The sequence below is a fragment of the Paraburkholderia sp. genome, assembly GCF_004298475.1.
GTDB classification, from domain to species: Bacteria; Pseudomonadota; Gammaproteobacteria; order Burkholderiales; family Burkholderiaceae; genus Paraburkholderia; species Paraburkholderia denitrificans.
Genome location: NZ_SCRP01000012.1, coordinates 154380 through 180102 on the forward strand (window position 1 = coordinate 154380; position 25723 = coordinate 180102).

A 25723-nucleotide genomic window follows, 5' to 3' on the forward strand; every position below is an offset into this window, starting at 1 on the left:
AAGCGATGAGGAAAGCGATGGCGAATCATCCGCATCATAGCGGATCGCCCGTGCGTGGGGGCCGGGTGGTTTGATGCGGGTCGTGAACCCGTTTAGCGAACGCGTGTTGCGAACACCCGGGCGGCTGAAGGGCGCGCGGACTAGCGTGCCTTGCTGCGCGCGCTCTTCCTGCCGCCGGTCGTGCGCGGCGTCTCCTTGCTGGCAACCGCGTCGGCGATGCCTGGCTGCTCCATCCAGGACAGCGCGTCCACGTAGGAAAGAAAATGCTGCAGATAACCGGGCGAAAGCTCGCGCATCAACGAAAGCGCACGATGCACGAGGCTGCTGGAATTGAGCGGCCCCGCGTTTTGCGGAACCTGCACGAGCGACTGGCGCAACTGGCTTTCCGTGCGCACGGTGGCCCAGGTCCGGCGGAAGTAGTCGAGCATTTCGGGCGCGGAGGGCCGCGCGCGGCAGTTCGCCGGATCGTTCATCAGGTCGGCCAGTTCGCGCAGCGGGCCCGGAGCGGGCGCGCGATCGATCGGCGCTACGGCAGACACGGAAGATTCGGCGTCGCCAGAGGACACCGAATTTTGCGCAATCAATTCGGATAGCGTGGCATTCAGCAATTCGCGCGCTTTGCCGCTCTGATTTGCCGTGCGCCGTTCCAGCGCCTCGATGAAGCGGGCGCGCACAGGATCGAGCCGATCCGCGCCGCGCTGCGCTTCGTTCGATGACGCCTTGTCCGGCATCGCTTCGTTAGCGTCCCTGGCGTCGTTATTCACCGCGCTCACCGCCGGAGGCCGTCGATCGCGGGACCGGCGCGATTTCCACGCGCCGGTTCTTCGCCCGGCCAACGGCGTCCGCGTTAGAACTCACCGGCTGCTCGGAGCCGAACGCCGCCGCAAACACGGACGAGGCGGGCACGCCTTCGTCGATGAGCGCGCGCGTCACGGTCAACGCACGCTGTGCCGATAGTTCCCAGTTGTCGGCGAAGCGATGGTTGCCCGCGTGCACCTGCTGGTCGTCGGCGAAACCGCTCACCATCAGCGTCTCGTCTCGCGCTTTCAGATACGCGGCCAGCGGCCCGGCCAGGCTCTTGAGCAGTGTGCGGCCTTCGGGCTGCAACTGGTCGGAGTTCAGGGCGAACAGCACGCTGCCGCTAATGCCGATGCGCCCGTTGACGAGCGTGACCCGGCCCGATGCGAGCGGCCCCGCGAGCGCCTGTTCGAGTGTCTTGCGCCGCTGCGTTTCGAGCTGACGCTGCTTGATCTCATGGTCGAGCTTGGTCGAGAGTTCGAGCTGCACGCCGGTCACCGCCACGAGGATCAGCACGAACGCGCCCAGCAGCGCCGACATCAGGTCGCTGAAAGCGGTCCAGATGGGCGTCGCAGGTTCGAAACCACCGTCGATGCCGCCGTCGATGTCCTCGCTCATGCGGCTTCGGCTCCCGCTGCTGCGCGCCGCGCGGCAAGCTGCTGCAGACCTTCCATGATCTGCTTTTGCGACAGCATGCTGAGGTCGACGACTTCGCGTGCCTGCGCAACGTAGTACGCAAGCTGTTCGTCGCTGCGCGCGAGCGACTTGTCGAGCGCGCCTTCGATGCGTTGCAGTTGCTCGACGAGTTGCGCGTTCGATTCGCCGAACGCCTGCACCGATGCGCCGAACGCATCGCCGAGGCTCGCCACTTCGACGGCGCCGTGTGTGATCCGCGCGGCGATGCCGTCGAGCTTGTTCGTTTCCGATTCGACGCGCTCCGTGAATTGCGCGCCGACGCGCTCGAAGAGTTCCGCCGACGTGGTGACGAGCGCATCGATTGCGCCGCGCTGTTGCGTGGACGCGTGATTCACGGCGTTGAGCAGGGTTTCGAGCGTGGCGAGCAGGCGGCTGCGTTCTTCGAGCATCGCGGTATCGCGCACCATGCTCTCCGAGAGCTTCTGGCGCAGTTCGGCGATCACTTCAGCGGCGGCGCGCGGCGCTTCCGAGGCGGCTTCGACGAGCCGCGCGATCTCGGCGACGGTGTCGCGCGCCTGGGCCTGCGTCTGCGCGGCGATGGCGCTCGCGGTGCGCTCCAGCGTGTCGCAGATGGCCTGCTGGCGGGTTGCGTTCTGCACGGCTGCGTCGTCCCAGCGTGCGTAGAGCGTCGCGCTCATCGATGCGACGCTCTCGCGCCACGCGTCGAGCCGCGCCTCGTCTTGCGACACGAGCCCCGCCTGCAACTGCGCGTGCGATGCATTCACGTTGCGCAGCAGCGCAGCCGCGTGCTGCTCGAATGTTGCGGCTGCAACGGACAAGGCCTGTTGATGATCGGCGGCGAGTTGTTCGTTCGCGCGCGTTTGCTGCGAAAGGGCCGCGCTCCAGTTTTCGGCTGCCGTACCCGCCGAGCGATCAAGGCGGGCGGCGACGCCATCGATCAGATCCGCGCAACGTGCTTCGAAGGTTGCCGCATAGTGCTCGAACGATGTGCGCAGATCGGCAGCCAGCGTTGCGCTCGACTGTCGATGATCGGCGAGAGCCTCGCGCCAGAGCGTCGAAACGGTGGCCGCCGTCGTTTCGTGGCTGGTCGAGAGTCCGGCCATCTGCTGCTCGACGGCTTGCGTGACGGCAGCGTGCAGCGCGGCTGTTTCGGCCTTGACGCCTTGCACCATGCTTTCCACGGCCGGGCGGATCGCCGCGCCTGCGGCGCGCGCGCTTTCGGCTGCGCCATCCTTGAGCGAGCGCGCGACGGATGCGGCGAGTTCCGCGTAGGTGGCTTCGACTTTGCCGAAGAACTGCTGCTGACTGGCGATCTGCCGCTCGTTCAGCGCGAGGCTTTGCTGCTCGATGGCCTGCATCATCGCCTGAAGGCGATCCACGAGCACGGGCATGGCCTCGGCCTGGCGTTGCAGCAACTGGAAGCTCGCTTCGCGTTGATGCGCATGCGAGAAAACGCGCAAGGTCGTGGCGATTCGCGTGTCGAGTTGCTGGGCCGCGTCGCTGCGCTGGCGGCGTACGAGCGCCGAGAGCAGCCCGAGCATGGCCGACGTGGCGACGCCCGCAATCGACGTGCCGAAGGCGAAGCCGAGCCCCTTGACCGGCGCGGCGAGCGAAGCGCGGATCGCGAGCGGATCGACGGCGCTTTCCAGCGCCGCGCCCGTGCCCTTGAGCGTGGCGACCATGCCGAGCAGCGTGCCGAGCATCCCGAGCAGCACGAGCAGGCCCACCAGATAAGGCGTCAGCGCAGGGCCGGGCAAGGCCGCGCGCGCGCCTTCCACGCGCAGGCGCACCGGGCCGCGCAGGCCGGGATCGATCCGTTCGAGCCACGCGCCGAGCGTGGCGGGCGGCTCGGCAAGCGCGGTCACGGCGTGTTCGAGCGTGGCGGTTGCCTGCCGATAGCGCCACAGTTCGAGTGCGCCGGCGAAATAGCAGGCGCCGATCAGCAGCGTGACGGCGAGCGCCAGCGGATTCGTGCCGAGATAGCCGAAGGCGATCCAGCAGAGCGCCGCACAACCGGCGAGAAATACAACGAGGTCGAAACGAAATCGGGACATAAAACTATGGGGTTAGCGGGCGCGAAGGGCTGCGAGCAGTCCTTCCACCGGTTGAAACCGAACTTCGAGTTCGGCGAGCAATACGCTCTGCCTGTCCTTGCAGAACCTGTCGAGCCACACGCCAGTCGGGGTGGCTGTGGCGGCTTCCGGCTCGCCCGCGGCCTGTGCCGCGCGCAGCCGCTCGAAGTGCGCGCCGAGCAAGGCGGGCACCGAAGCCAGCAGACTGCGCTCGCGCGTACCGAGCGAGCGCTCCATGATCGCGTCCACCGCCGCAAGGCGCGCGAGCGCCGGCGTTTTTGCCGCCAGCATCGCACGCAGGCGGCCGCGCAACTGGCCGATTTCGGTTTCCAGCGTCTGCTGGATCGCGAGATGGCGCTGGCGATATTCGCCGTAGTCGACCTGGCCGGCAGGTTCGTCCATCGGCGCAACGTGGGCTGCGGCACGCACGCCGCGCTGGGCGGGCGCGTGCTCGCGGGCGATCACCTTCGTCAGCGCGCTGCGCACGCTCGTGCAGAGGTTTGTCGCATCGTCGCCGCCGAACGCGCGCGCGCCCGCCGTACCCGTTGCGACGGCTGGCGGCTGTCCGCTCAGCGCCGTGGACAGCGCGATGGCGTCGGTCCAGACAAGCCACTGGCTCAGGCGGTCCGAGAGCGACTGCGGCGGTTCGGCGAAGTCGGCATCGGCGAGTTGCGCGAGCAGGCGTACGAGCGTTGGTCCGCTCAGCGCCGGTCGCCGGGGGGCTTGCACCATGCTGCGAGAAGCAAAAAAGGCAGCAGTTTACACGCTGGCGCGGTTCGGGCCGTGAGAGCCTCATCGGCGGAGGGGGTTGACGGGGCATTTTGGCGTTGCGGGCAGCGTGTTTTGAGCGCGCGGAATAGTGACCAAAGCATTGATCGAAGCAGTGATTGAAGCCGCGCAAAAAGCCCCGCAAAAAGCCCCGCTCAAAACACGCCGAAACGGGCGCGATGCAAGACGATGCAAGGGCCTCGCGCGGTCTGGCCGCCTCAGCCCTTCGCCCGCCGCTGTTCCAGCGCGCGTGCGAACGCATCGAACCAGGCGAGCGTCTCGGGGTTGGCCATCGTCCCCGGGTTGGCGACCTTGTCGAGCGGCTGCCCGAGCAGCAGCTTCTTGATCGGCAGTTCCATCTTCTTGCCGGAGAGCGTGCGGGGCACGCCCGGCGCCTGAAACACGTCGTTGGGGACGTGCCGCGCGGAGAGTGCGACCTTGATGCGCTCGCGGATCGCCGCCGTCAATTCCGGCGTGAGCACGTGATCGGGCCGCAGCACGACGAAGAGCGGCATGTACGACTCACGGCCCAGGTATTCGAGGTCCACGACGAGGCTGTCGAGCACCTCGGGAAGATCTTCCACGGCGCGGTAAAGCTCGCTCGTCCCCATGCGGATGCCGTGGCGATTGATGGTCGCATCGGAGCGGCCATAGATGACCGCGCCGCCGTGCGCCGTGATGCGCACCCAGTCGCCGTGACGCCACACGCCCGGCCAGACGTCGAAATAGCTGTCGCGATAGCGCGTGTCGTTGGCGTCGTTCCAGAAGCGCAGCGGCATCGACGGCATCGGCGCCGTGCAGACCAGTTCGCCGACCTCGTCGATGAGCGGCTTGCCCGCGTCGTCGAATGCCTCGACGCGCGCGCCGAGGCAGCGGCACTGCATTTCGCCGAGCCGAACCGGCAGCGTCGGCACGCCCGCCAGGAAGCATCCGGCGAAATCGGTGCCGCCGGAAATCGCGTCGATCCACACGTCGCCGACATGATCGAGAATCCACCGGTAGGCCTCGGGCGGCAGCGGCGAGCCGGTCGCGCCGACCGCGCGCAGGCGGGACAGATCGGCCAGCTGGCGCGGCTCGATGCCCGCCTTCAGGCACGACTGATAGAACGCGGAGCCTGCGCCGAAGAAGTCGACCCGCGCGTCGCCGATGAAACGCCACAAGGCGCCGGGATCGGGATAGCCGGGGCTGCCGTCGTAGAGACACAAGGTTGCGCCCGCAAGCAGGCCGCCCACCTGGCAGTTCCACATGATCCAGCCGGTGCTGGAATACCAGTTGTAGCGGTCGCCGGGGCGCAGGTCGAAATGCAGCGCCGCGATCTTCACCTGCTCCAGCACGATGCCGCCGTGCGAGTGGACGATCGGCTTGGGCAGCCCGGTCGTGCCCGACGAATAGACGATCCACAGCGGGTGATCGAACGGCAGCGATTCGGTTTCGAGTCTCGCGTCGCCTGCAATGGCCGCGGCCCATGCGACGCCGTGCGGGAATTCGGCGGCATTCGCCTGCGCGTCGAGATTCGGCACGAGCACGACGTGGCGCACGCTCGGCAGCTCGCCGAGGAGTTCGTGCAGCAGCGCGCGGCGGTCGTACGGCTTGCCTGCGTACCGGTAGCCGTCGGCTGCGATCATCACTGCGGGCTCGATCTGGCGGAAGCGGTCGAGCACCGCGAGGCGGCCCATGTCGGGCGAGCACACCGACCAGATTGCGCCCACGCTCGCGGTGGCCAGGAACGCGACGACCGTCTGCGCGATGTTGGGCATGAATGCCGCCACGCGGTCGCCGCGCTGCACGCCCATGCCGCGCAGCGTTGCCGCGAGCGCGGCCACCTGGCGCTCCAGTTCGGCCCAGCTTATTTCGCCGTCCTCACCCGCCTCGTTGCGGTGAACGATGGCGGGCCGCGCGGATGTCGCATGACGGAACGCCTGCGTGACGTAGTTCAACTGCACGCCGGGAAACCAGCGCGCGCCGGGCATCGCGGCATCGGCGAGCGCCCGGCCGCGCGGCGTATCCGAGGCAATGCCGGCCCAGTCCCAGATCGCCGACCAGAAAGCGTCGAGGTCGTCGACGGACCAGCGCCAGAGCGCGTCGTAATCGTCGAAGGCGAGGCCGCGCTCGCGCGCGAGCCAGTGCATGAATTCGGTAATGCGTGCATTCGCAACGGTTTCGGGCGACGGCGCCCAGGCGAGCGGTGCGTTTGCTTCGGGGGACGGACTCACGTTTTCGGTTTCCTGGCGGTTACGAATGGGGCGGCGCTCATTCACGGGCGCGCTCAATGGCATTGGGTACCATTTTTTGCGCCCGGCCCGCCACCCGGTTAAACGCCGAGATCACGTGTGCCGCGCGGTTTGTCGTGCTCGGTTGCGTCATTGTTTGCGTGCCTGGTCGCGGGCTTTATCGCCGTTTTTTTCCCGTTTTTTTCCGCTTTTTACCGTTTATCGGGGCGGGGACGTGGTGCGTGAAATGGGGCTATGCTTGGCGAATGTTCGATCAGTGTCTCTACTTCAACACCGCGGCGCTGGCGCGGCGGCTGGAACGCGAGTGGTCCGGTGCGTTCGAGCCCTTCGACCTCACACCGCCGCAGGCTTTCATGCTGCGCGCCGTGCTGGATCGTCCGCACGTGCTTCAGCACGAACTCGCGGATCTGCTGGCAATCGCGCGGCCCACGGCGACGCGGGTGCTCGACGGCCTCGAAGCGCGCGGCTACGTGGAGCGTCAGCGCACCGAAGGCGACGGCCGTGAAGTGGCGATCGTGCCGACGGCCAGGGCGCTCGCCATTCGCGAGGCGCTCAACGGCGCGAGCGCGGCCGTGACCGGGCGAATCAAGCGCACGCTGGGTGGCGAGGCGTTCGTAGCGACGGTCGCGCGTTTGCGCACGGCGCGCGCGACGCTGGGCTGATCTGCCGATGACCGACGCTGGGCGGCGTGATCGCGTTTGCGGGTTTGGAACCCTTACGTGCAGCGCATTTCAGACGCGTTCGAGACGATGATGGACACGCGCGTACACGGGGCCTGAAGTGCGTGGATCGCGCGTGGATCGTGCTTTATCCGCAGGCGATCCGCGCGCGATTCAGCAAGCTCAGACTTCCTCGGGCCAGGACATGCCTTCGCGCGCCAGCAGCGCCGACGAAGCCGCCGGCCCGTACGTGCCCGCGGTGTAGGTGCGCGGCCGGTCGCCGAGCTGCTCCCAGCCGTTGAGAATCGGCTCGACCCACGTCCAGGCCGCTTCGAGTTCGTCGCGGCGCATGAAGTGCGTGAGGCGGCCGCGGACCACGTCGATCAGCAGACGCTCATAAGCTTCGGCGCGGCGCTCGGGAATTGCCTGCTTCAGATCGAGGTTCAGGTTCACGGGCAGGATGTTCATGCCGCTGCCCGGTTCCTTCGCGAGCATCTGCAACTGGATCGACTCTTCGGGCTGAAGCAGGATCACGAGGCGGTTGCCGTAATTGCGCGGGCCGCTCGGGAAGATCGAGAACGGCAGATCCGCGAATTCGATGACGATCTCCGACTGGCGCTTTTGCATGCGCTTGCCCGTGCGCAGGAAGAACGGCACGTTGGCCCAGCGCCAGTTATTGATGTGCGCGCGCAGCGCGACGAAGGTCTCCGCGTGGCTGCCGGGCGGCACGTTGTCCTCTTCGAGATAGCCTTTCACCGGCTGGCCGTCCACGGCGCCCGCCGCGTACTGGCCGCGCACGGTGTCGCGCGCGATATCGGCGACCGACATCGGGCGCAGCGAGCGCAGCACCTTGAGTTTTTCGTCGCGCACGGCGTCCGGGTCGAGCGAGACGGGCGGCTCCATGGCGACGATGCAGAGCAGTTGCAGCAGATGGTTCTGCACCATGTCGCGCAGCGCGCCGGTATGGTCGTAAAAGCCGGCGCGGCTGCCCACGCCGACAGTCTCCGCCACCGTGATCTGCACGCTGCGGATGTACGGCGCCTGCCACAGCGGCCCGAAAATCGGATTGCCGAAGCGCAGCACCATCAGGTTCTGCACGGTCTCTTTTCCCAGATAGTGGTCGATGCGGTAGATCTGCGACTCCGCGAAATGGCGGCCCACCGATTCGTTGATCTCTTTCGCCGATGCGAGATCGTGCCCCAGCGGTTTTTCGAGCACGACGCGCGAACGTTCGTCCACGAGCGATGCCGACGAGAGGTTGTCGCAGATCGTCGTGAAGAGTTCGGGCGAGGTCGAGAGGTAGAACACGCGCAGCGCGTCCGCGCGCGAGGCTTCACGCAGATGCGCGTAGTCCGCGGGTGCGTTCACGTCGATGATCACGTACTTGAACAGGCCGAGGAAGCGGTCCCATGCCTCCTGGTTGAACGCCTTGGCGTCGACGAACGGGCGCGACTGCTCGTCCATGAACGCGCGGTATTCCTCGATCGTCCAGTTCTTGCGGCCCACCGCGACGATGCGCGTGTCGCGGGGCAGATTGTTGTGCAGGTGCGCCATATAGAGCGCGGGCAGCAGCTTGCGTGCGGCAAGATCCCCTCCGCCGCCGAAGATGATCATGTCGAGGGGCAGGTTGGGCACGGCTTGGACAGGCTGTTTCGTCATGGCGGATTGAATGTGACGCATGGTGGCGCGCAGGTGGCGCACCGGTTTCGAAAAAGCCGCGTCGGACGGGCGACGGGGAGCGGCGAAAAGAACTAATACTGCATGGTTTCCGGGGATTTTGCACGCGCACGGCATTCATCGCGCGCGGTTGGCCGCCGTTGGCTGTCGTTGGCCGCCGTTGGCATATTGCTGGCGCGCTGTTGGCGTATTGCGGGCGCATGGCCAGCGTATTGCCGGTGCATGGCCAGCGCGCACCGCCGCTAGCCGAGCCCCGGCACCGGCACGCCAAAGGTATCGAGCAGCAAGACCACGTTGAGCGCGAGTACGGCCATGGCGCCCGCCACGGCGAACCCGGCCGTGAGCGGGCGATTGCGATACGAACCCATCACGTCGGCGCGGCTCGTGAACCAGACGAGCGCGGCCATCGGCACGGGCAGCGCGAGGCTCAGCACGATCTGGCTCGCAACGAGCGCCTCGGTGGCGTTCATGCCGAAGCCCACCACCACGAAGCTCGGCACCATCGTCACGGCGCGGCGCAGCCACACCGGAATCTGGAAGCCGACGAAGCCCTGCATGATCATCTGTCCCGCCATCGTGCCGACGACCGAACTCGAGATGCCCGAGGCGATCAGCGAGACCAGAAAGATGCCCGCCGCGCTGGCGCCGAGGAGCGGCACGAGCGTGCGATAGGCCGACTCGATTTCCGCCACATCCGGGAAGCCCTGGTGAAACGCGCCCGACGCCGTGATGACCATCGCCATGTTGATGAGCCCGGCGATGGAGAGCGCGATCACGACCTCGATATTCGAGAAACGCAATAGCCGCATGCGCTCGATCTCGTTGCGCGGCGCGACGCGCGCCTGGGTCAGGCCGGAATGCAGGAAGAGGGCGTGCGGCATGACCGTCGCGCCGATGATGCCGACGGCGATCATCACGGCCGGTGCGTCGGGCAGGCTCGGGGTGAAGGTATGGCGCAGGACGCTCGGCCATTCGATCGGCGCGATGAAGAGTTCGAGCAGATAACAGAACCCGATGATGCCGACGAGCGCGCCGATCACGAGTTCGAGCGGCCTGAAGCCCGTGCGCTCGAACAGCAGCAGGCCGTAGGTCACGACGGCGGTAATGGCCATGCCTGCAATGAGCGGGAGGTGAAAGAGCAGCGAGAACCCGATCGCGCCGCCGAGGAATTCGGCCAGATCGGTCGCCATGGCCGCGATTTCGCTCACGACCCACATCGCCCAGACGACCGGCGCGGGGAAGCGTTCGCGGCACAGTTCGGCGAGATTGCGGCCCGTGACGATGCCGAGCCTGGCCGAGAGCGATTGAAACAGCATCGCGACGATGTTGGCGAGCAGCACCACCCAGAGGAGCGCGTAGCCATAGCGTGCGCCCGCCTGAATATTGGTGGCGAAGTTGCCCGGATCCATGTACGCCACCGACACCACGACGGCCGGACCGGCAAGCGGCAGCAGCAGCGCGGTGCCGCGGCGGCGTCCTTCGAGCGCCTCGCGCACGGCGGTAATGGTGCGCTTCGTCAGGCCGTCGTGCACGGGTTCGTCGCGGGTGCGATGGTGCATGCACGGCTCCTCGGAAATTTGGGGGGACGGAACGGCGGGCGCCATCGCGCGGCAACGCGAATCATGCAAAAACGCGTCATCGGATTGCGGCCCTCGCACGTTAAGGAGGAAATCCATGCACGAGCCGCCGATGGATTTCGCTATCACAGCACAAACCGGTGGTTCGCGCCTGTCTCGATTTGTTTGTCCGACGAAATGCCCGTACTCCCGATCATCGCCGTAAACAAGGCCCGTCTCGCCTTCGCCGTGCTGATGGGCGCGCTCGCCTGCAGCACGCTCGCCCATGCCGGCGACAGGGTCGTCAACACCGGCAATAACGCAGCCAACAGCGCGGTCAACAGCGCGGGCAACCGTGTCATCGTGCTCGATTCCGGCGAGGCGGCGCTCTCGCTCATCGACGAGGCGAGCCGCACCGTCGTCGGCACCGAGCCGACCGGCAAGCAGCCGCACCACCTGATGGTCACGCCCGACGGCAAGTCGCTGATCGTCGCGGATTCGGTCTCGAACGACCTGATGTTCCTCGACCCGGTCACGGGCAAGGTGCAGCGCCGCGTGGAGGGCATCGAGGATCCGTATCAGCTCGCCTTTTCGCCCGACCGCAAGTGGTTCCTGACGACCGGGCTGCGCCTCGACCGCATGGACATCTACAGCTACAACAACCACGATTTCACGCTCGTGAAACGCATCGAACTCGGGAAGACGCCGAGCCACATGACGTTCACCTCGGACAGCAAGACCGTGTTCGTGACGCTGCAGGGCACGGGCGAGATCGCCGCGATCGACCTGGCCACGCAGACAGTGCTCTGGAAGCTGCCGGTCGGCGACACGCCCGCGGGCCTGTGGATGACGCCCGGCGATAAATACCTGCTCGCCGGCATGACCGGCGAGGACGACGTGGCCGTGATCGACTGGCGCAACCGCAAGGTCGTGAAACGGATCCAGACCGGGCGCGGCGCGCACAACTTCCGCAATCTCGACGATGGCAGCCATGTGGCCGTGTCGAACCGCGTCGAGAGCACGATCAGCATCCTCGACTACCGGAAGCTCGAGAAGGTCGCCGACGTCACGGGTCTTTTGCCCGGTCCCGACGACATGGAGCTTGCCGCGGACAAACGCTATCTGTGGGTGACGTTTCGCTTCGCGAAGCAGATCGGGATCATCGACCTCGCGACGCGCCAGCTGATCGACACGATCCCCGTGGGCCGCTCGCCGCACGGCATCTATTTCGCCAATCGCGCGCCGGTTTATGCACCGAATCCGGACTGAGCGGACGCATTCCGCACCAATCAAAGGACTCATTCGAGGCACTCGATGATCGACACCCTCGTCTCGCAACTCGATAACGCCGTATCGTGGCTGCAAACGCTCGTCTACGTCGACGTGGTGCAGCCGTTTTTCTACAAATTCGGCTTCATGAGCTACGACGAGGACACCTACGACGCGCTCTACTGGGTGATCGTCGGTGTGCTCGAAGTCGTGCTCACGTATCTGGTCCTGCGTCCGCTCGAAGCGCTGCGGCCCGCCGAGGCGTGGGCCGACCGCAAGGCGCTGCGCGCGGACGTCTGGTACACGTGGATCGCGAAACTCGGCGTGCTGAATCTCGCGTTCTTCTTCATGCTGCAGCCGGTGTTCAACCACTGGCAGAGCCTGATGGCGATGTACAACGTGCCGAACATCGACGTGGACAGCCTGTGGCCCGGCGTCACCGACAAGCCCTTCGTCTCGTTCCTGATCTACCTCGTCGTGCTCGATTTCGCGGGCTACTGGTATCACCGCTGGCAGCATCGCATCGGCATCTGGTGGGAACTGCACGCGGTCCATCACAGCCAGCAACAAATGTCGCTCTGGTGCGACGACCGCAATCACTTCCTCGACGACATCCTCAACGCGGCGTTTCTCGCCGGCATTTCGCTCTTCATCGGGGTCGAGCCCGCGCAATTCGTCGTGCTCGTGGCGATCGGCAACTTCATGCAGAGCGTGCAGCACGCCAACATGCGTCTGCCGTTCGGCCCGGTGCTGGAGCGCCTGATCGTGAGCCCGGCGTTTCACCGCCGCCATCACGCAGTCGTTTACGGCCACGAAGGCATGCATTACGGCTGCAACTTCGGCGTGCTGTTTCCGTGGTGGGACATGCTGCTTCGCACCGCGTCGTGGAATGCTGAAGTGGAGCCGACCGGCATTCGCGACCAGCTGCCCGCGCCGCTCGGCCACGGGCGCGACTACGGCGAAAGCGTGATCGCGCAGCAATGGCGTGCGCTCGTGCGCATTGCGCGGCGTCTGCGCGGCACGCGTTATCGGGAGCAAGCCGCGTCCTGAGGCGCGGCAAGCGCAGGCCGCATGCTTCGCGCGCGGCCCGCGCACCCGGGGCGGTGCAATGCCGCCTTGAAGTCCGGCTTGAAGCCCGGCTTGTATGCGGTAGTCCGCCTGGAACCCCGCCCGGGTGCTCGCCAACGCTGCGCGCCGCCGGATGCGATAATCGCGAATTCATCCGTTCCGGACCGCACGACCCGCGCCACGCGCGAGGCAGGAGAGCATCTTGATCCGCATCGACAACCCGCAGCACGACCACGAAGTCGGCGTCGCCGACGCCACCGTTGACTCCACCCGCATCGACGACGTTCGCATCGGCGCCGTGCGCCCGCTGATCTCGCCCGCGCTGCTGCTCGACGAACTGCCGGTGCCGGAGCACACGCAGACGCTCGTCGAAACGAGCCGCGCGCAGATCGCCGACGCGGTCAAAGGGCGCGACGACCGCCTCGTCGTCGTGGTGGGACCGTGCTCGATCCACGACCACGGCCAGGCCATCGAGTACGCGAAGCGGCTCAAGGAAAAAGCCGACGCGCTAAAAGACGACCTGCTCGTCGTGATGCGCGTGTACTTCGAGAAGCCGCGCACGACCGTCGGGTGGAAGGGCTACATCAACGACCCGCGTCTCGACGGCAGCTTCCGCATCAATGAAGGCCTGCGCGCCGCGCGGCAACTGCTGCTCGACATCAACGCGCTCGGTCTGCCCACGGCGACGGAATTTCTCGATCTGCTGAGCCCGCAATACATTGCCGACCTCGTGGCATGGGGCGCGATCGGCGCGCGCACGACCGAGAGCCAGAGCCACCGGCAACTGGCGTCGGGACTGTCGTGCCCGATCGGCTTCAAGAACGGCACCGATGGCGGCGTGCAGGTGGCCGCCGACGCCATCGTCGCCGCGCGTGCGAGCCACGCGTTCATGGGCATGACGAAGATGGGCATGGCCGCGATCTTCGAAACGCGCGGCAACGACGACTGCCACGTGATCCTGCGCGGCGGCAAGAGCGGCCCGAATTACGACCACGCTTCGGTGGCGGCCTGCTGCGAAGCGCTCGTCAAGGCGGGCTTGCGCGAGTCGGTCATGATCGACTGCTCGCATGCGAATTCGAACAAGGCGCATCAGCGCCAGATCGAAGTGGCGGGCGATATCGCCGTGCAACTCGCCGACGGCGACACGCGGATTACCGGCGTCATGATCGAAAGTCACCTCGAAGAAGGGCGCCAGGATCTGAAGCCGGGCGTGCCGCTCAAGTACGGCGTATCGATTACCGATGCCTGCATCAGCTGGGCGCAGACCGGACCCGTGCTGGATACGCTCGCGCAGGCGGTGCGTGCGCGCAGAAAGGTGTAAGGCGCGCGCGGGCGGCGGCGTATTCGCTTGCCGCCCGGCTCGTTATGCCTTGTTCAGGCCTTAGTGCGCGCCCGCCGCGCCGCCGCCCGAGCCCGTCGTCGATTTCGTGATCCAGATGAGCGGGATGATGGCGACGAAGATGATCGCGGAAATATAGAAGATATCGTTCAGGCCCATCATCGCGGCCTGCGCGTTCAACTGGAAATCGAACAGCGCGCGCGCAGTGGGCTCGCTCACATGCAGGAGCGTCTGCACGTTTTCGATGGAATCGCGGAATACCGGGTTTTCGGCGAAAGCCTGTTCCGTGAGCCGCGCGTGATGCAGGACCGTGCGGTTGTTCCAGGCGTTCGTCGCAATCGAGGTGCCCACCGCGCCGCAGAACACGCGCACGAAGTTCGAGAGCCCTGCTGCGGCCGGTACGCGGCCCGGCGGCTGGCCCGCAAGAATGATCGCGGTGAGCGGCACGAAAAAGAGCGCCATTGGAATGCCCTGGAGCAGGGTCGGCAGCACGAGATGGAACGTGTCGATTTCGATCACGTACTGCGAGCGCATGAAAAACACCACCCCGAACATCAAGAACGCGATCGTCGCAATCACGCGTGCGTCCGAGCGCGGCAGGATGCGGCCGACCACCGGCGAGAGAATCAGGGCGAATATGCCGAGGGGCGCGGTCACGAGGCCCGCGTCCACCGACCGGTAATTCAGGTACTCCTGCATCCACTGCGGCAGCAGCACGAGATTGCCGAAGAACACCGCGTACGCGACCGAAATCGCAATCGTGCCGCCAAGAAAATTGCGTTGCCTGAAAAGGCGCAGATCGACGATCGGATGTTCCTCGGTCAACTCCCAGACGAGAAAGAACGAGAAGCTGATGAGCGCAGTCACGCCGAGCGCGACGATCACGGGCGAATTGAACCAGTCGAGATCCTTGCCTTTGTCGAGCAGGATCTGCAGCGACGCGACCCACGCGATGAGCAGCCCGAGGCCCACGACGTCGATGGGCGGCTTGCGTGTTTCGGATTCGCGGTGGCGGTAAATGGACCACGTCGCGAAGCTCGCGAACAAACCCACCGGAATGTTGATGTAGAAGATCCACGACCAGTTGTAGCTGTCCGTGATCCAGCCGCCGAGCGCAGGGCCCGCGATCGGGCCGACCGTCGTCGTCATGGCCCAGAAGGCGAGCGCCGTGGCCGATTTTTCCTTCGGCCAGGAACCGAGCAGAATGGCCTGGGAGAGCGGAATCAGCGGCCCGGCGACCGCGCCCTGGATCACGCGCGCGACGAGCAGGAACGGCAGGCTCGGCGCGATGCCGCACAGCCATGAGGCCACGACGAAAGACAGGATCGACGCGACGAAGAGCCGGACCTGGCCGAAGCGCTGCGTGAGCCAGCCGGTGAGCGGAATCGAGACGGCATTGGCTGCGGCGAACACGGTGATGACCCACGTGCCTTCGTCGACGGAAACGCCGAGATTGCCCGAGATGGTCGGGATCGCGACGTTGGCGATCGACGTGTCGAGCACGTTCATGAACGTCGCGAGCGCGACTGCGATCGTCGCGAGGATCAGGCGGCCGCCTTCGAGGGGCGGCGGGGCGGGCTTGCTCAAGCGTGTTCTCCGCGGATTCGTTGGCTGCACAATAAAACGTGCACGGCGCGGCGCCGGTTTGGGGCAAGCATAACCGCAATCGGTTGGCGTCTGCCCATGCCCGCACCAACCCGTTTGCGCTCGGCGTATGCTTGCGGCTGTCATGCGGGCGCGATGGGGCGCAATGGGCGGGCGGCGACCGCCGCTGGCGCGGCGCTCCTGCGACCTGCGGGCCAACAAGGGAGATTTTCCAATGGGCTGGGAATCGTTCGATGGGGGCTGGCGGCTTGCGCCAGCGGGGGGCGCTGCGCGGGCGGTGGTCGTGCTGCTGCACGGCGTCGGTAGCAACGCACAGGATTTGATGCCGCTAGCCGAGACGTGGCGCGACGCCTTGCCCGGCGTTGCGTTCGTTTCGCTCGACGGCAGCGAGCCGTTCGATGGCGGGTTCGGCGGGCGTCAATGGTTCAGCCTGCGCGACATCAACGAGAACAACCGCGAAGAGCGTGTCGTCGCGGCGGCTGCGGTGCTGCGCAAGCGGCTCGACGCTGAACTGGCCCACTGGAGCCTCGGCTACGACGCGCTCGGGCTGGTCGGATTTTCGCAAGGCTCGATCATGTCGCTTTATCACGTCGCGACGCAGCCCGAGGGGGCCGCCGTGGTGGTCGCCTTTGCGGGGCGGCTCGTGACGCCCGTTGCGGTGAAGAGCCGCACGGCGCTCACGCTCGTGCACGGCGAGGACGACGAGGTGATTCCGGCACAGGAACTGGAGCGCGCGGCCATCGCGTTCAGCGACGCGGGCTATGCCGTGGCCGCGTACGTCCTGCCGGGCGTGGGCCATGCGATTACGCCGCAGGGCGTGCTGCTTGGCCGCGAAGCGCTCGTGCGCGCGCTCGAAGTGTGCAAATAAACGCGCCAGTAAGGTGGGGCAAATAAAGCAGCGCCTAAAAACAACAAATTTGTTACGGCTTTGGCAACCTCTCTCCGAGTGCTGACGGCCCATGAGCGTGAAAATGCGTGGCCGTATTGATGCAACATATATGTTGTATTTATCGCTTGACGTACACAACAAAAATGTTGTAGTTTCTCCTCTGCCTCGCGACAAAAGGAGAAGCAATCGGTGAAGTACAGCGAGTTCCGGAAGTGGCTCAAGAAGCAGGGTGCGAAGTTCGAAAAACACCGAAGCGGATCAAGCCACTACCGAGTTACGCTGAATGGTAAATCAACAATTTTTCCTGACCACGGTGCAAAGGAAATAGGTACGGGGTTAGTTGAGGCGATCAAGAAGCAGCTCGGGATTAAATGATCGTATGGCCCCGCTGGGGCTGGCTTGCAAATCGCTGTGTATTGGGTTGTATCAACTGATAATCTATATATTTGTATTAAATATACTGGAGAAGGTAATGTTGTCGTATCCCATCGTGTTGACGCCGGATTCAAACGGCACGCTGCTTGTCACGTTCCCCGACGTGCCGGAAGCAATCACCGTTGGAGAGAGCGAAGAAGATGCGCGCGCACAAGCACTTGATGCACTTGAGGCGGCATTTGAAATCTATTTTTCTGAGAAACGTCAGATTCCGATGCCTTCGAAACCCGGGCGCGCTCAACCCACTGTGACGTTACCAGCCTTGGTGGTATCCAAGGTGTTGCTTGCCAATGAAATGCTAAATCAAAAAGTGCGCAAATCTGATCTGGCTAAGCGGCTTAAAATAAATCAAGTGCAGGTGGACAGGTTATTGAAGCTTAATCATTCTTCAAAAATCGAGATGGTAGAGTCTGCATTTGCCGCATTAGGTAAACGCCTGGAAATTCGAGCTGTCTAAGCAATCTTTTTATTGGGCACGTCCCTAAAAATCAAGGAGCCGTAAACGAGCACCCCCACAACAGGCTGGTCAAATCAACGGCGTAATCGCCGATTTCCCCGCTGCGGGACACATGATGCGCCGCTTCGTGATGATGGCGCGCACGCATTCGCGCATGCATTCGAATAGGCGGCATCGATAAGCGGCATTGATCCGATGAATGGTGCGTCGCACGCGGCGCGCGCCGTCGTGGGACAATAGCCCCTTTTTTCGCGGACGGACACACGCGGTGCTTTCGTCGTTTCGCTGTGCCGCTCTGCCGTTTTTATTCCGCTTTCATTCCTTCGTGCCGTGAGTCAAGCCGTTTTTCCCGCGCCCGGATCGTTCATTGAATTGTCCGGGGGCATGCCCATGCCATTCGTCGCGCGCGGCGAAGGGACATTGCTGTTGTTCGTGCACGGCTCGCTGTGCGACTACCGCTACTGGCAGCCACAGCTTGCGGGGCTTTCGAAGCATTACCGCTGCGTTTCCGTGAGCCTCTCGCACTATTGGCCCGCAGCCGATGCGGTGCACGATCAGCCTTTTAGCTGGAGCCGGCACGCGGACGAAATCGCTGAATTTATCGAAGCATTCGGTGCCGGACCGGCTCACGTGATCGGGCATTCTCGCGGCGGCAGCGTGTCGTTCGAGTTCGCACGGCGCCATCCGGATTTCGTGCGTACGCTCACGCTGGCGGACCCGGGCGGGTCAGTCCAGTTGCCAGGGCAGGCGCACGTGCAATTGCCGGAGATCGTCAATACGCTGCGTGCGCGTGCCGTGCAATTGATCGAGTCCGGCGAAGTCGATGCGGGGCTCGAACTGTTCGTGGATTCGGTCAGCCAGCCGGGCTTCTGGGCGCGCAGCACGCGCGCGTTTCGCAAGATGGCAACGGATAACGCACACACGCTCGGGCCGCAATTCCACGATCCGCTGCCTGCGTACACGCGTGAAAAAGCCGCTGAAATTGCGTGCCCCGTATTGCTCATCGACGGCGAGCTGAGTCCGCTGGTCTTTCATCGCACGGTGGAAGCGCTAGACGAATGGCTCGGGGATGCACGGCGCGCCACCGTGATGGGTGCGTCGCACGGCATGAATCTCGCGCTTCCCGCGGCGTTTAATGCAATCGTCGACCGGTTTGTGCGTGAGCGCAGTTGAGTTTTTTCTTTCGCGTCGGGTGGACCGGTTTTTTGCTGCGACGGTTTTTTAACTTTTAAATTGTGGCAGTCCTCATTGGTTTTTTAAGCCTGCGCGTCGAGTAGAGGATTGACGTTCTGTGTCAGCTATTCGTCGTCGACTCTCCGCGCGCCGCACGCCGCGTGACGCAGTTTTCATGCCGACAAGAGGCGCTCACGCGCATGTACGGGCCGGCACAGAAGCCTCTACAATCAGGAAAAGCGACGCGTACGGCAACACCGCTCTACGCATTCAGGGTAAGCGCTGAAGCACGAACTCTGATCGACAAACCCCGATCGAAACAGGAGCTACGCGATGCAGGATCCCGAGGAACTCGGCGGCGTCACCCGCGCAGGCGGTGTGGATCATCCCGACCATGACACGGACGGCGCATTCATCGCACCCGAAATACCCGACGTCGCAAGCGCGGACCAGCATGTGCTGAAGTCGGGCGATACATTCATCGTCAACGACCCGCTCGGCGATATCACGGGCATCGACGATGGTTTATTCGTCAACGACACGCGCGTGCTCTCCTCGCTGCGCCTCACCTTCGGCGGGCGCGCGCCGTCGCTGCTCTCCGGCAGCGTCAGCAGCGACAACACCGCGTTCGCCGCGCATCTCACCAATCGTCCGCTACCGCCGCTCGGCGGCAAGACCACGCCCGAAGGCGTGATCCACGTGCAGCGCTCGCGCGTGCTCTCGGGCACGATGATGACCGAGGCCATCGAACTCACGAATTACGGCACGACCGATGCCACGGTGCCGCTCTCGATCTCCTTTGCGAGCGATTTTCGCGACATGTTCGAAGTGCGCGGCTTGAAGCGCGAAGTGCGCGGCACGCTCGTGCCGCCGCGCGTGGAAGACGGCGAGGTGCGGCTCGAATATATTGGCCGCGACAAGGTCGCGCGGCGCGTGCGCATCGAGTTTTCGCCGCCGCCCAACAAGCTCTTCGCGGACCGCGCGGACTATTCCGTCGAGTTGCCCGCTCAGGCCTGCGTGTCGCGCTACCTGACGGTGACGATCGAGGTCGAGCCCCTGCCGGGCGCCGCGCCCGACACGCCGAGCGCGGGCATTTTCCAGCCTGCGCATTGCCTCGCCGATGACAAGGAGCTGCGCGTGGGGCGCGCAGCCGTGCGCGCGGCGCTCGTGGATTCGCATATCGTCATGCGCGAACGCCGCCGCGTGACGGCGCGCGTGCGTTCGAGCAATCCGCTCTTCAATGCGTGGATCAACCGTTCGATTGCCGACCTTGGCTTGCTGACCACCGACTTGCCGACCGGTCCCTATCCGTACGCGGGCATTCCGTGGTTCTCCACGCCGTTCGGGCGCGACGCGATCTTCACCTCGCTGCAGACGCTGTGGCTCACGCCGGCGCTTGCGCGCGGCGTGCTGCGCTTTCTCGCGGCGCACCAGGCGCGCGAGACTTCGGCGTTTCGCGATTCCGCGCCGGGCAAGATCATGCACGAGATGCGCAAGAGCGAAATGGCGGCGACGGGCGAAGTGCCCTTTGCGCTCTACTACGGCGGCGTGGACTCCACGCCGCTTTTCGTCGTGCTCGCGGGCGCCTACGCGGAGCGCACCGGCGATACCGCGCTGATCGACGAACTGTGGCCCGCGCTCGAACGCGCGGCAGCGTGGGTGGCGGATGTATGCGACCGCAATCCGCACGGGCTGCTCGACTACCGGCGCGAGTCGGAGGGCGGGCTGGCGAACCAGGGCTGGAAGGACAGCCATGATTCGGTGTTTCACGCGGATGGACACTTCCCTGATGGTCCGATTGCGCTTGTCGAAGTGCAGGCCTACGCGAGTTCGGCGTTCGATACGATGGCGCGCTTCGCAGCACAGCGCGGGCTCGCCGAAGACTCGGCTCGCTACGCCGCGCGGGCGGCGAAGATCCGCCAGTGCGTGGAAGAAAAATACTGGATGGAAGAAGCGGTTTTCTACGGCATTGCGCTCGACGGTCACGGCGAGCTGTGCCGCGTGCTTGCGTCGAATGCGGGGCATCTGCTCGCGTTCGGCCTGCCCGAATACGAGCGTGGCCGCGCCGTTGCGGGCGTGCTCGAATCGGCGCTGTTCCATACCGGATGGGGCGTGCGCACGCTGGCGGCAGGGCAGGCGCGCTTCAATCCGATGGCCTATCACAACGGCTCGGTCTGGCCGCACGATAACGCGATCTGCGCGCGCGGGCTCGCACGATATGGCCGCAAGGAAGCAGCCGTGCGTCTGTTGCAGGCGCTCTTCGAAGCGGCCGTCACGTTCGATATGCGCTTGCCCGAACTCTTCTGCGGTTTCCCTCGACGGCGCGGCGAGCCGCCGACCGCCTATCCGGTTGCGTGTCTGCCGCAGGCGTGGGCCGCGGGCTCGCCGTTCATGATGCTCGAAGCGTGTCTTGGCGTATCGATCGATGCGGCGCGCAACGAAGTTCGCGTCGAGCAGCCGATACTGCCCGAAGGTATCGACTGGATCGAGATCCGCGATCTGCGTGTGGGCAAGGCCGCCGTCACGCTCACGTTCCGCCGCGTGGACGGCAAAGTGGTTGCGTCGGCGGATCGCAGCGACGTGAAGGTCGTCGCGTTGCTGTAGCGTGCGTTGCGCACCCCAATCCTACCGGTGCGCTTATCGAGTCGGCTGGTTATCCGCGCAGGGCCGCAGCGTGAAAAGTCATCGCGCGGTAGATGCGTGCGAGCGCCTGCGAATGGCGGCGAGGTCGTCGCGCTTCGGTGCAGCACAAAAAAATAGCGCCGCAGGCTTTTAAGTCTGCGGCGCTACTTACGATAAAAACTACGGTACGAATTGCAACGAGAACCGCGACGAGAACTGCGACGCGAGTTACAACGACAGCATCGCGCCGCAGCCCGACAACGCGTTTACATCGCCACCTTGTCGGCAACCTGCTTGAAATCTTCGATCTGGTCGAAGTTCATGTATTGGTAGATCTTGTCGCCATCGGCGTTAATCACGCCCATGTCGGCCATGTACTCGTCCTTGGTCGGGATCTTGCCGAGACGCGAGCAGATTGCCGCCAGTTCCGCCGAGCCGAGGTACACGTTCGTGTTCTTGCCGAGGCGGTTCGGGAAGTTGCGGGTCGACGTCGACATGACCGTCGCGCCTTCGCGCACCTGTGCCTGGTTGCCCATGCACAGCGAGCAGCCCGGCATTTCGGTGCGCGCACCAGCCGTGCCGAACACGCCGTAGTGGCCTTCCGCGGTCAGCTGCTTCTGGTCCATCTTGGTCGGCGGGGCCACCCACAGCTTGACCGGGATGTCGCGCTTGCCTTCCAGCAGCTTCGATGCGGCGCGGAAGTGACCGATGTTGGTCATGCACGAACCGATGAACACTTCGTCGATCTTGACACCGGCGACGTCCGACAACGTCTTCACGTCGTCCGGATCGTTCGGGCAGGCGACGATCGGCTCGTGCACGTCGGCGAGGTCGATCTCGATGACGGCTGCGTATTCGGCGTCGGCATCCGGCGCGAGCAGTTGCGGGTTGGCCAGCCACTGCTCCATCGCCTTGATGCGACGCTGCAGGGTGCGCGCGTCCTGGTAGCCGTCGGCGATCATGCACTTCAGCAGCGTGATGTTGCTGTTGAGGTACTCGATGATCGGTTCCTTGTTCAGGCGCACCGAGCAACCGGCGGCCGAACGCTCTGCGGACGCATCCGACAATTCGAACGCTTGCTCGACCTTCAGATCGGGCAGGCCTTCGATTTCGAGAATGCGGCCCGAGAAGATGTTCTTCTTGCCTTGCTTGGCGACGGTCAGCATGCCTTGCTTGATGGCGTACAGCGGGATGGCGTTGACGAGGTCACGCAGGGTCACGCCCGGCTGCATCTTGCCCTTGAAGCGGACCAGCACCGATTCCGGCATGTCCAGCGGCATCGTGCCGGTGGCGGCTGCGAAGGCGACCAGGCCCGAACCGGCCGGGAAGCTGATGCCGATCGGGAAGCGCGTGTGCGAGTCGCCGCCGGTGCCGACGGTGTCGGGCAGCAGCATGCGGTTCAGCCACGAGTGGATCACGCCGTCGCCCGGGCGCAGCGCAACGCCGCCACGGGTGCTGATGAAGTTCGGCAGGGTCTGGTGGGTCTTCACGTCCACGGGCTTCGGATAAGCGGCGGTGTGGCAGAACGACTGCATGACGAGGTCGGCCGAGAAGCCGAGGCACGCCAGATCCTTGAGTTCGTCGCGGGTCATCGGGCCCGTGGTGTCCTGCGAGCCGACCGAGGTCATCTTCGGTTCGCAGTACGTGCCCGGGCGCACGCCCTGGCCTTCCGGCAGACCGCACGCGCGGCCAACCATCTTCTGGGCCAGCGAGAAGCCCTTGCCCGTGTCGGCCGGCTGCTGCGGCAGGCGGAACAGCGTCGACGGCGCGAGGCCGAGCGCTTCACGTGCCTTGGCGGTGAGGCCGCGGCCGATGATCAGCGGAATGCGGCCGCCAGCGCGCACTTCGTCGAACAGCACGTCGGACTTGACCTGGAACTCCGAGATCACTTCGCCGTTCTTCAGGGCCTTGCCTTCGTACGGACGCAGTTCGACCACGTCGCCCATTTCCATCTTCGACACGTCGAGTTCGATCGGCAGGGCGCCGGCGTCTTCCATCGTGTTGTAGAAGATCGGGGCGATCTTGCCGCCGAGGCACACGCCGCCAAAGCGCTTGTTCGGGATGAAGGGGATGTCTTCACCCGTGAACCACAGCACCGAGTTGGTGGCCGACTTGCGCGAGGAACCGGTGCCGACCACGTCGCCCACGTAGGCGACCAGGTGACCCTTTTCCTTCAGCGATTCGATGAACTTGACCGGGCCGCGCTTGCCGTCTTCTTCCGGGGTGATGCCGGGACGGGCGTTCTTCAGCATCGCCAGCGCGTGCATCGGGATGTCCGGGCGGGTGGTGGCGTCCGGGGCCGGCGACAGGTCGTCGGTGTTGGTTTCGCCCGTCACCTTGAAGACGGTGATGGTCAGGCTTTGCGGCACTTCCGGACGGCTGGTGAACCATTCGGCGTCGGCCCAGCTTTGCAGCACGGCCTTCGCGTTGGCGTTGCCTTTGTCGGCCAGTTCCTGCACGTCGTGGAACTGATCGAACATCAGCAGGGTTTTCTTCAGCGCTTCGGCAGCGACGGTGCCGACTTCGGCGTCGGACAGCAGACCGATCAGCGGCTGGATGTTGAAGCCGCCCAGCATCGTGCCGAGCAGTTCGGTGGCGCGGGTGCGCGAGATCAGCGCGCAGGCGGTTTCGCCTTTGGCCACGGCGGCCAGGAAGCCAGCCTTCACGCGGGCGGCTTCGTCCACGCCGGCGGGCACGCGGTGGGTGATCAGGTCGAGCAGCGTCTGCTCTTCGCCTGCGGGCGGATTGGTCAACAGTTCCACCAGCTCGGCGGTCTGCTGAGCCGTCAGCGGCAGGGGGGGAATACCGAGCGCGGCGCGAGCGGCCACGTGAGCACGAAAGTTTTCAAGCATGGGGGACCTGCTGAATTGGCGTTTCAGGGGGGAGGCTTGTAAGGCGCTCCGAGGCTGTTCCAGGCACTACTTTGATCGCGATTCTAATTGCAATGCACTGTAGCGTCAAACATCTTATATCTTATATAAGAGTTGGAAAATAAAACCGTTGGGAATCATGGCTGTAAAGAGAGGGGAGGATTTTTCGTGCGCGGTCTGGGGGGGCGGGGTGCGGGATGCGCTCGATGAGTTCGAAGGCGCCTGTAAGGTGGGCGAGGCGCTCAGGGGAAGCAGAGCGCGTGACTTTGATGAGGAAAAGTCAAATCATCAATGCCGGTTGGCGCGCGCGTTGCGTTCGTGCCAGCCTACGCATGCAAGCCGGTTTGGATGGTCAGCGCCGCGCTCGACAGCAGGATCCTGATCAGGTCTGACTGCCGCCTGACGCCAGTTTTTGCGAACACCTGCTTGAGGTGCGAGCGGGCAGTGTCGTACGCGACTTCGTGTGCTTGTGCGTATCCCTTCAGGTCCTCGCCGCGCATCAGCCAGCCTGCAAGCCGAGCCTGATGGCGCGTCAGGCCGTAGATCTTGCAGAGCAATTCCTCGGGCGTGCACAGGCCGTCGTCCGGATCCGACGCAAACACGATTGCCGCCGTTTCCTCGTCGATGCCGGTTGTCGCTTCGTGCACTGGCGTTACCATTGCCGAAATCCGCGTGACCGAACTCAGTCGTCCCAGCCCAAGCGCCGTGCCGAAGCGCCGCTCGCGTCCGTGCAAGCCGGTTGCGCGCGCAAGCGCGATCTGGAGCATCGCGTCGTCTTCGGGCATTTGCGCGCGTAGTCGGCCAAGACTGTCGATTCGCAGGCCGCGTTGCGTGTTCGTCATCCCTTGCGCGGCGCGGTTGGACGACAGCACCTTGCAATTGGCGCCACACATCCACACGGCAATCGGCATTGCATCAAGCGCGTGCGTCTGCCCCGCGTTCGTCGAGCGTAGCGCGACAAACTGCTTGTGAATCTCGAATGCCTGGCGGAGGTGCGGCAGCAGCGCCGCATAGAGCTGCAGCGCGGCGCCGTCAAACGCGCCGCCATGCGCAGAACGGATCGCCGAGAACTTGATCGCCTTGCTGCCTGTCTTCAATACGACGCCGCCGAGCGCGTGCGCGAGGTCCTGCGGCCGCAGCCAGTCGCCATAGAATTCGCTGCGTAGCAACGACGAATATGGCACCAGCATCTCGGACGTAATCGCGCAACCGGCCGGCATCCGGTTCTCCGCCTGTGCCCAAACATTGCACTGCGAGTAATGCGCCGAATATGACTCGATAAAAGCGGGATCGAAGCGCACGTATTCCATCAGCGCGACGTCGCCCTCCTGTCGCACGACTGTCGAATCGTCGAAGTCATGCATGAACAGCACGGTGCCGGCGGCATTGACAACGGTTGCGAACCGGTCAAGGAATAGTTGCCATTTCGCCGGATCCGTCGACGCCGCATAAATCAGATGGATCAACGTCGAAAGCGTATCCGCATCGATTCGGCTCATGGTCCAGTCCCACGCGTATAGATCGCCGCGCCATCTGGATAGTGCGTGCTTCCTGTTCACGATGCCAGTTCGGCATCCA

The 25723-nt window shown here is 64.8% G+C and carries 19 protein-coding genes; 9 read left to right on the forward strand and 10 right to left on the reverse strand.

Going from position 1 to position 25723, the window contains the following annotated elements; all coding sequences use genetic code 11:
- Positions 1–140: 140 nt before the first annotated feature.
- The 5 genes from EPN59_RS07675 to EPN59_RS07695 form a co-directional block, all read right to left on the reverse strand.
- Positions 141–764, reverse strand: coding sequence for a DUF2894 domain-containing protein (locus EPN59_RS07675; protein ID WP_363928549.1), 624 nt, complete (start codon positions 762–764; stop codon positions 141–143).
- A complete protein-coding gene (locus tag EPN59_RS07680; protein ID WP_293036732.1) occupies positions 757–1416 on the reverse strand; it encodes an OmpA family protein in 660 nt (219 codons plus the stop codon). Before EPN59_RS07680 ends, EPN59_RS07675 begins: the two co-directional genes overlap by 8 nt.
- Positions 1413–3509 (reverse strand): DUF802 domain-containing protein, encoded by a 2097-nt coding sequence (locus EPN59_RS07685; RefSeq protein WP_293036731.1) that lies wholly within the window; start codon positions 3507–3509, stop codon positions 1413–1415. Before EPN59_RS07685 ends, EPN59_RS07680 begins: the two co-directional genes overlap by 4 nt.
- Positions 3510–3521: 12 nt before the next feature.
- Positions 3522–4259, reverse strand: a complete 738-nt coding sequence (locus tag EPN59_RS07690; RefSeq protein ID WP_293045817.1) for a DUF3348 domain-containing protein — start codon at positions 4257–4259, stop codon at positions 3522–3524.
- Positions 4260–4513: 254 nt separating this feature from the next.
- Positions 4514–6508, reverse strand: coding sequence for an acetoacetate--CoA ligase (locus tag EPN59_RS07695; RefSeq protein WP_293038156.1), 1995 nt, complete (start codon positions 6506–6508; stop codon positions 4514–4516).
- Positions 6509–6771: 263 nt separating this feature from the next.
- On the opposite strand from EPN59_RS07695, the gene EPN59_RS07700 reads away from it, so the two are divergent.
- Positions 6772–7188, forward strand: a complete 417-nt coding sequence (locus EPN59_RS07700; protein ID WP_293038159.1) for a MarR family transcriptional regulator — start codon at positions 6772–6774, stop codon at positions 7186–7188.
- Positions 7189–7368: 180 nt separating this feature from the next.
- On the opposite strand, the gene zwf is transcribed toward EPN59_RS07700, so the two are convergent.
- A complete protein-coding gene (gene zwf / locus EPN59_RS07705; RefSeq protein ID WP_293038161.1) occupies positions 7369–8844 on the reverse strand; it encodes a glucose-6-phosphate dehydrogenase in 1476 nt (491 codons plus the stop codon).
- A 260-nt stretch (positions 8845–9104) separates the two neighbouring features.
- Positions 9105–10421: an Nramp family divalent metal transporter gene (locus tag EPN59_RS07710; protein WP_293045820.1), complete on the reverse strand. Its 1317-nt coding sequence runs from the start codon at positions 10419–10421 to the stop codon at positions 9105–9107.
- A 195-nt stretch (positions 10422–10616) separates the two neighbouring features.
- Between EPN59_RS07710 and EPN59_RS07715 the strand changes: the two genes are divergently transcribed.
- The 3 genes from EPN59_RS07715 to EPN59_RS07725 all read left to right on the forward strand — a co-directional run bounded on the left by EPN59_RS07715 (position 10617) and on the right by EPN59_RS07725 (position 14076).
- A complete protein-coding gene (locus EPN59_RS07715; protein WP_293038934.1) occupies positions 10617–11687 on the forward strand; it encodes a YncE family protein in 1071 nt (356 codons plus the stop codon).
- Between the two features lie 45 nt (positions 11688–11732).
- Entirely contained in the window at positions 11733–12737 is a 1005-nt protein-coding gene (locus tag EPN59_RS07720; protein ID WP_293038938.1) for a sterol desaturase family protein, read from the forward strand.
- A 220-nt stretch (positions 12738–12957) separates the two neighbouring features.
- A complete protein-coding gene (locus EPN59_RS07725) occupies positions 12958–14076 on the forward strand; it encodes a 3-deoxy-7-phosphoheptulonate synthase (protein WP_293038940.1) in 1119 nt (372 codons plus the stop codon).
- A 60-nt stretch (positions 14077–14136) separates the two neighbouring features.
- Here EPN59_RS07725 and EPN59_RS07730 read toward each other — a convergent pair whose 3' ends face one another.
- Complete coding sequence (locus tag EPN59_RS07730; RefSeq protein ID WP_363928550.1) at positions 14137–15681, reverse strand: DHA2 family efflux MFS transporter permease subunit; 1545 nt, start codon at positions 15679–15681, stop codon at positions 14137–14139.
- 232 nt (positions 15682–15913) lie between these two features.
- Between EPN59_RS07730 and EPN59_RS07735 the strand changes: the two genes are divergently transcribed.
- From EPN59_RS07735 to EPN59_RS07755, 5 genes are all read left to right on the forward strand, one after another.
- The gene (locus tag EPN59_RS07735) at positions 15914–16567 is read left to right on the forward strand and encodes a dienelactone hydrolase family protein (protein WP_293036673.1); all 654 of its coding nucleotides are present in this window, start codon (positions 15914–15916) and stop codon (positions 16565–16567) included.
- Positions 16568–16777: 210 nt separating this feature from the next.
- Positions 16778–16963 (forward strand): type II toxin-antitoxin system HicA family toxin, encoded by a 186-nt coding sequence (locus EPN59_RS07740; RefSeq protein ID WP_293036672.1) that lies wholly within the window; start codon positions 16778–16780, stop codon positions 16961–16963.
- Positions 16964–17060: 97 nt separating this feature from the next.
- A complete protein-coding gene (locus EPN59_RS07745) occupies positions 17061–17480 on the forward strand; it encodes a type II toxin-antitoxin system HicB family antitoxin (protein ID WP_293036671.1) in 420 nt (139 codons plus the stop codon).
- Between the two features lie 390 nt (positions 17481–17870).
- Positions 17871–18653: an alpha/beta hydrolase gene (locus tag EPN59_RS07750; RefSeq protein WP_293036669.1), complete on the forward strand. Its 783-nt coding sequence runs from the start codon at positions 17871–17873 to the stop codon at positions 18651–18653.
- A 333-nt stretch (positions 18654–18986) separates the two neighbouring features.
- Complete coding sequence (locus tag EPN59_RS07755; protein ID WP_293045826.1) at positions 18987–21257, forward strand: amylo-alpha-1,6-glucosidase; 2271 nt, start codon at positions 18987–18989, stop codon at positions 21255–21257.
- Between the two features lie 284 nt (positions 21258–21541).
- Here the strand turns inward: EPN59_RS07755 and acnB are convergent, their stop codons facing one another.
- Together acnB and EPN59_RS07765 are read right to left on the reverse strand one after the other, a co-directional pair.
- Positions 21542–24127, reverse strand: coding sequence for a bifunctional aconitate hydratase 2/2-methylisocitrate dehydratase (acnB, locus tag EPN59_RS07760; RefSeq protein ID WP_293041653.1), 2586 nt, complete (start codon positions 24125–24127; stop codon positions 21542–21544).
- A gap of 344 nt (positions 24128–24471) precedes the next feature.
- Positions 24472–25644 (reverse strand): helix-turn-helix transcriptional regulator, encoded by a 1173-nt coding sequence (locus tag EPN59_RS07765; protein WP_293041650.1) that lies wholly within the window; start codon positions 25642–25644, stop codon positions 24472–24474.
- Between the last annotated feature and the right edge of the window lie 79 nt (positions 25645–25723).

Coding starts and splice junctions, on each gene's coding strand:
- EPN59_RS07720 (WP_293038938.1), top strand. CDS start 11,733: ATGATCGACACCCTCGTCTCGCAACTCGATAACGCCGTATCGTGGCTG.
- EPN59_RS07685 (WP_293036731.1), bottom strand. CDS start 3,509: ATGTCCCGATTTCGTTTCGACCTCGTTGTATTTCTCGCCGGTTGTGCG.
- EPN59_RS07690 (WP_293045817.1), bottom strand. CDS start 4,259: ATGGTGCAAGCCCCCCGGCGACCGGCGCTGAGCGGACCAACGCTCGTA.
- EPN59_RS07710 (WP_293045820.1), bottom strand. CDS start 10,421: ATGCACCATCGCACCCGCGACGAACCCGTGCACGACGGCCTGACGAAG.
- EPN59_RS07750 (WP_293036669.1), top strand. CDS start 17,871: ATGCCATTCGTCGCGCGCGGCGAAGGGACATTGCTGTTGTTCGTGCAC.
- EPN59_RS07700 (WP_293038159.1), top strand. CDS start 6,772: ATGTTCGATCAGTGTCTCTACTTCAACACCGCGGCGCTGGCGCGGCGG.
- acnB (WP_293041653.1), bottom strand. CDS start 24,127: ATGCTTGAAAACTTTCGTGCTCACGTGGCCGCTCGCGCCGCGCTCGGT.
- zwf (WP_293038161.1), bottom strand. CDS start 8,844: ATGACGAAACAGCCTGTCCAAGCCGTGCCCAACCTGCCCCTCGACATG.
- EPN59_RS07715 (WP_293038934.1), top strand. CDS start 10,617: ATGCCCGTACTCCCGATCATCGCCGTAAACAAGGCCCGTCTCGCCTTC.
- EPN59_RS07680 (WP_293036732.1), bottom strand. CDS start 1,416: ATGAGCGAGGACATCGACGGCGGCATCGACGGTGGTTTCGAACCTGCG.
- EPN59_RS07755 (WP_293045826.1), top strand. CDS start 18,987: ATGCAGGATCCCGAGGAACTCGGCGGCGTCACCCGCGCAGGCGGTGTG.
- EPN59_RS07735 (WP_293036673.1), top strand. CDS start 15,914: ATGGGCTGGGAATCGTTCGATGGGGGCTGGCGGCTTGCGCCAGCGGGG.
- EPN59_RS07765 (WP_293041650.1), bottom strand. CDS start 25,644: ATGAGCCGAATCGATGCGGATACGCTTTCGACGTTGATCCATCTGATT.
- EPN59_RS07745 (WP_293036671.1), top strand. CDS start 17,061: ATGTTGTCGTATCCCATCGTGTTGACGCCGGATTCAAACGGCACGCTG.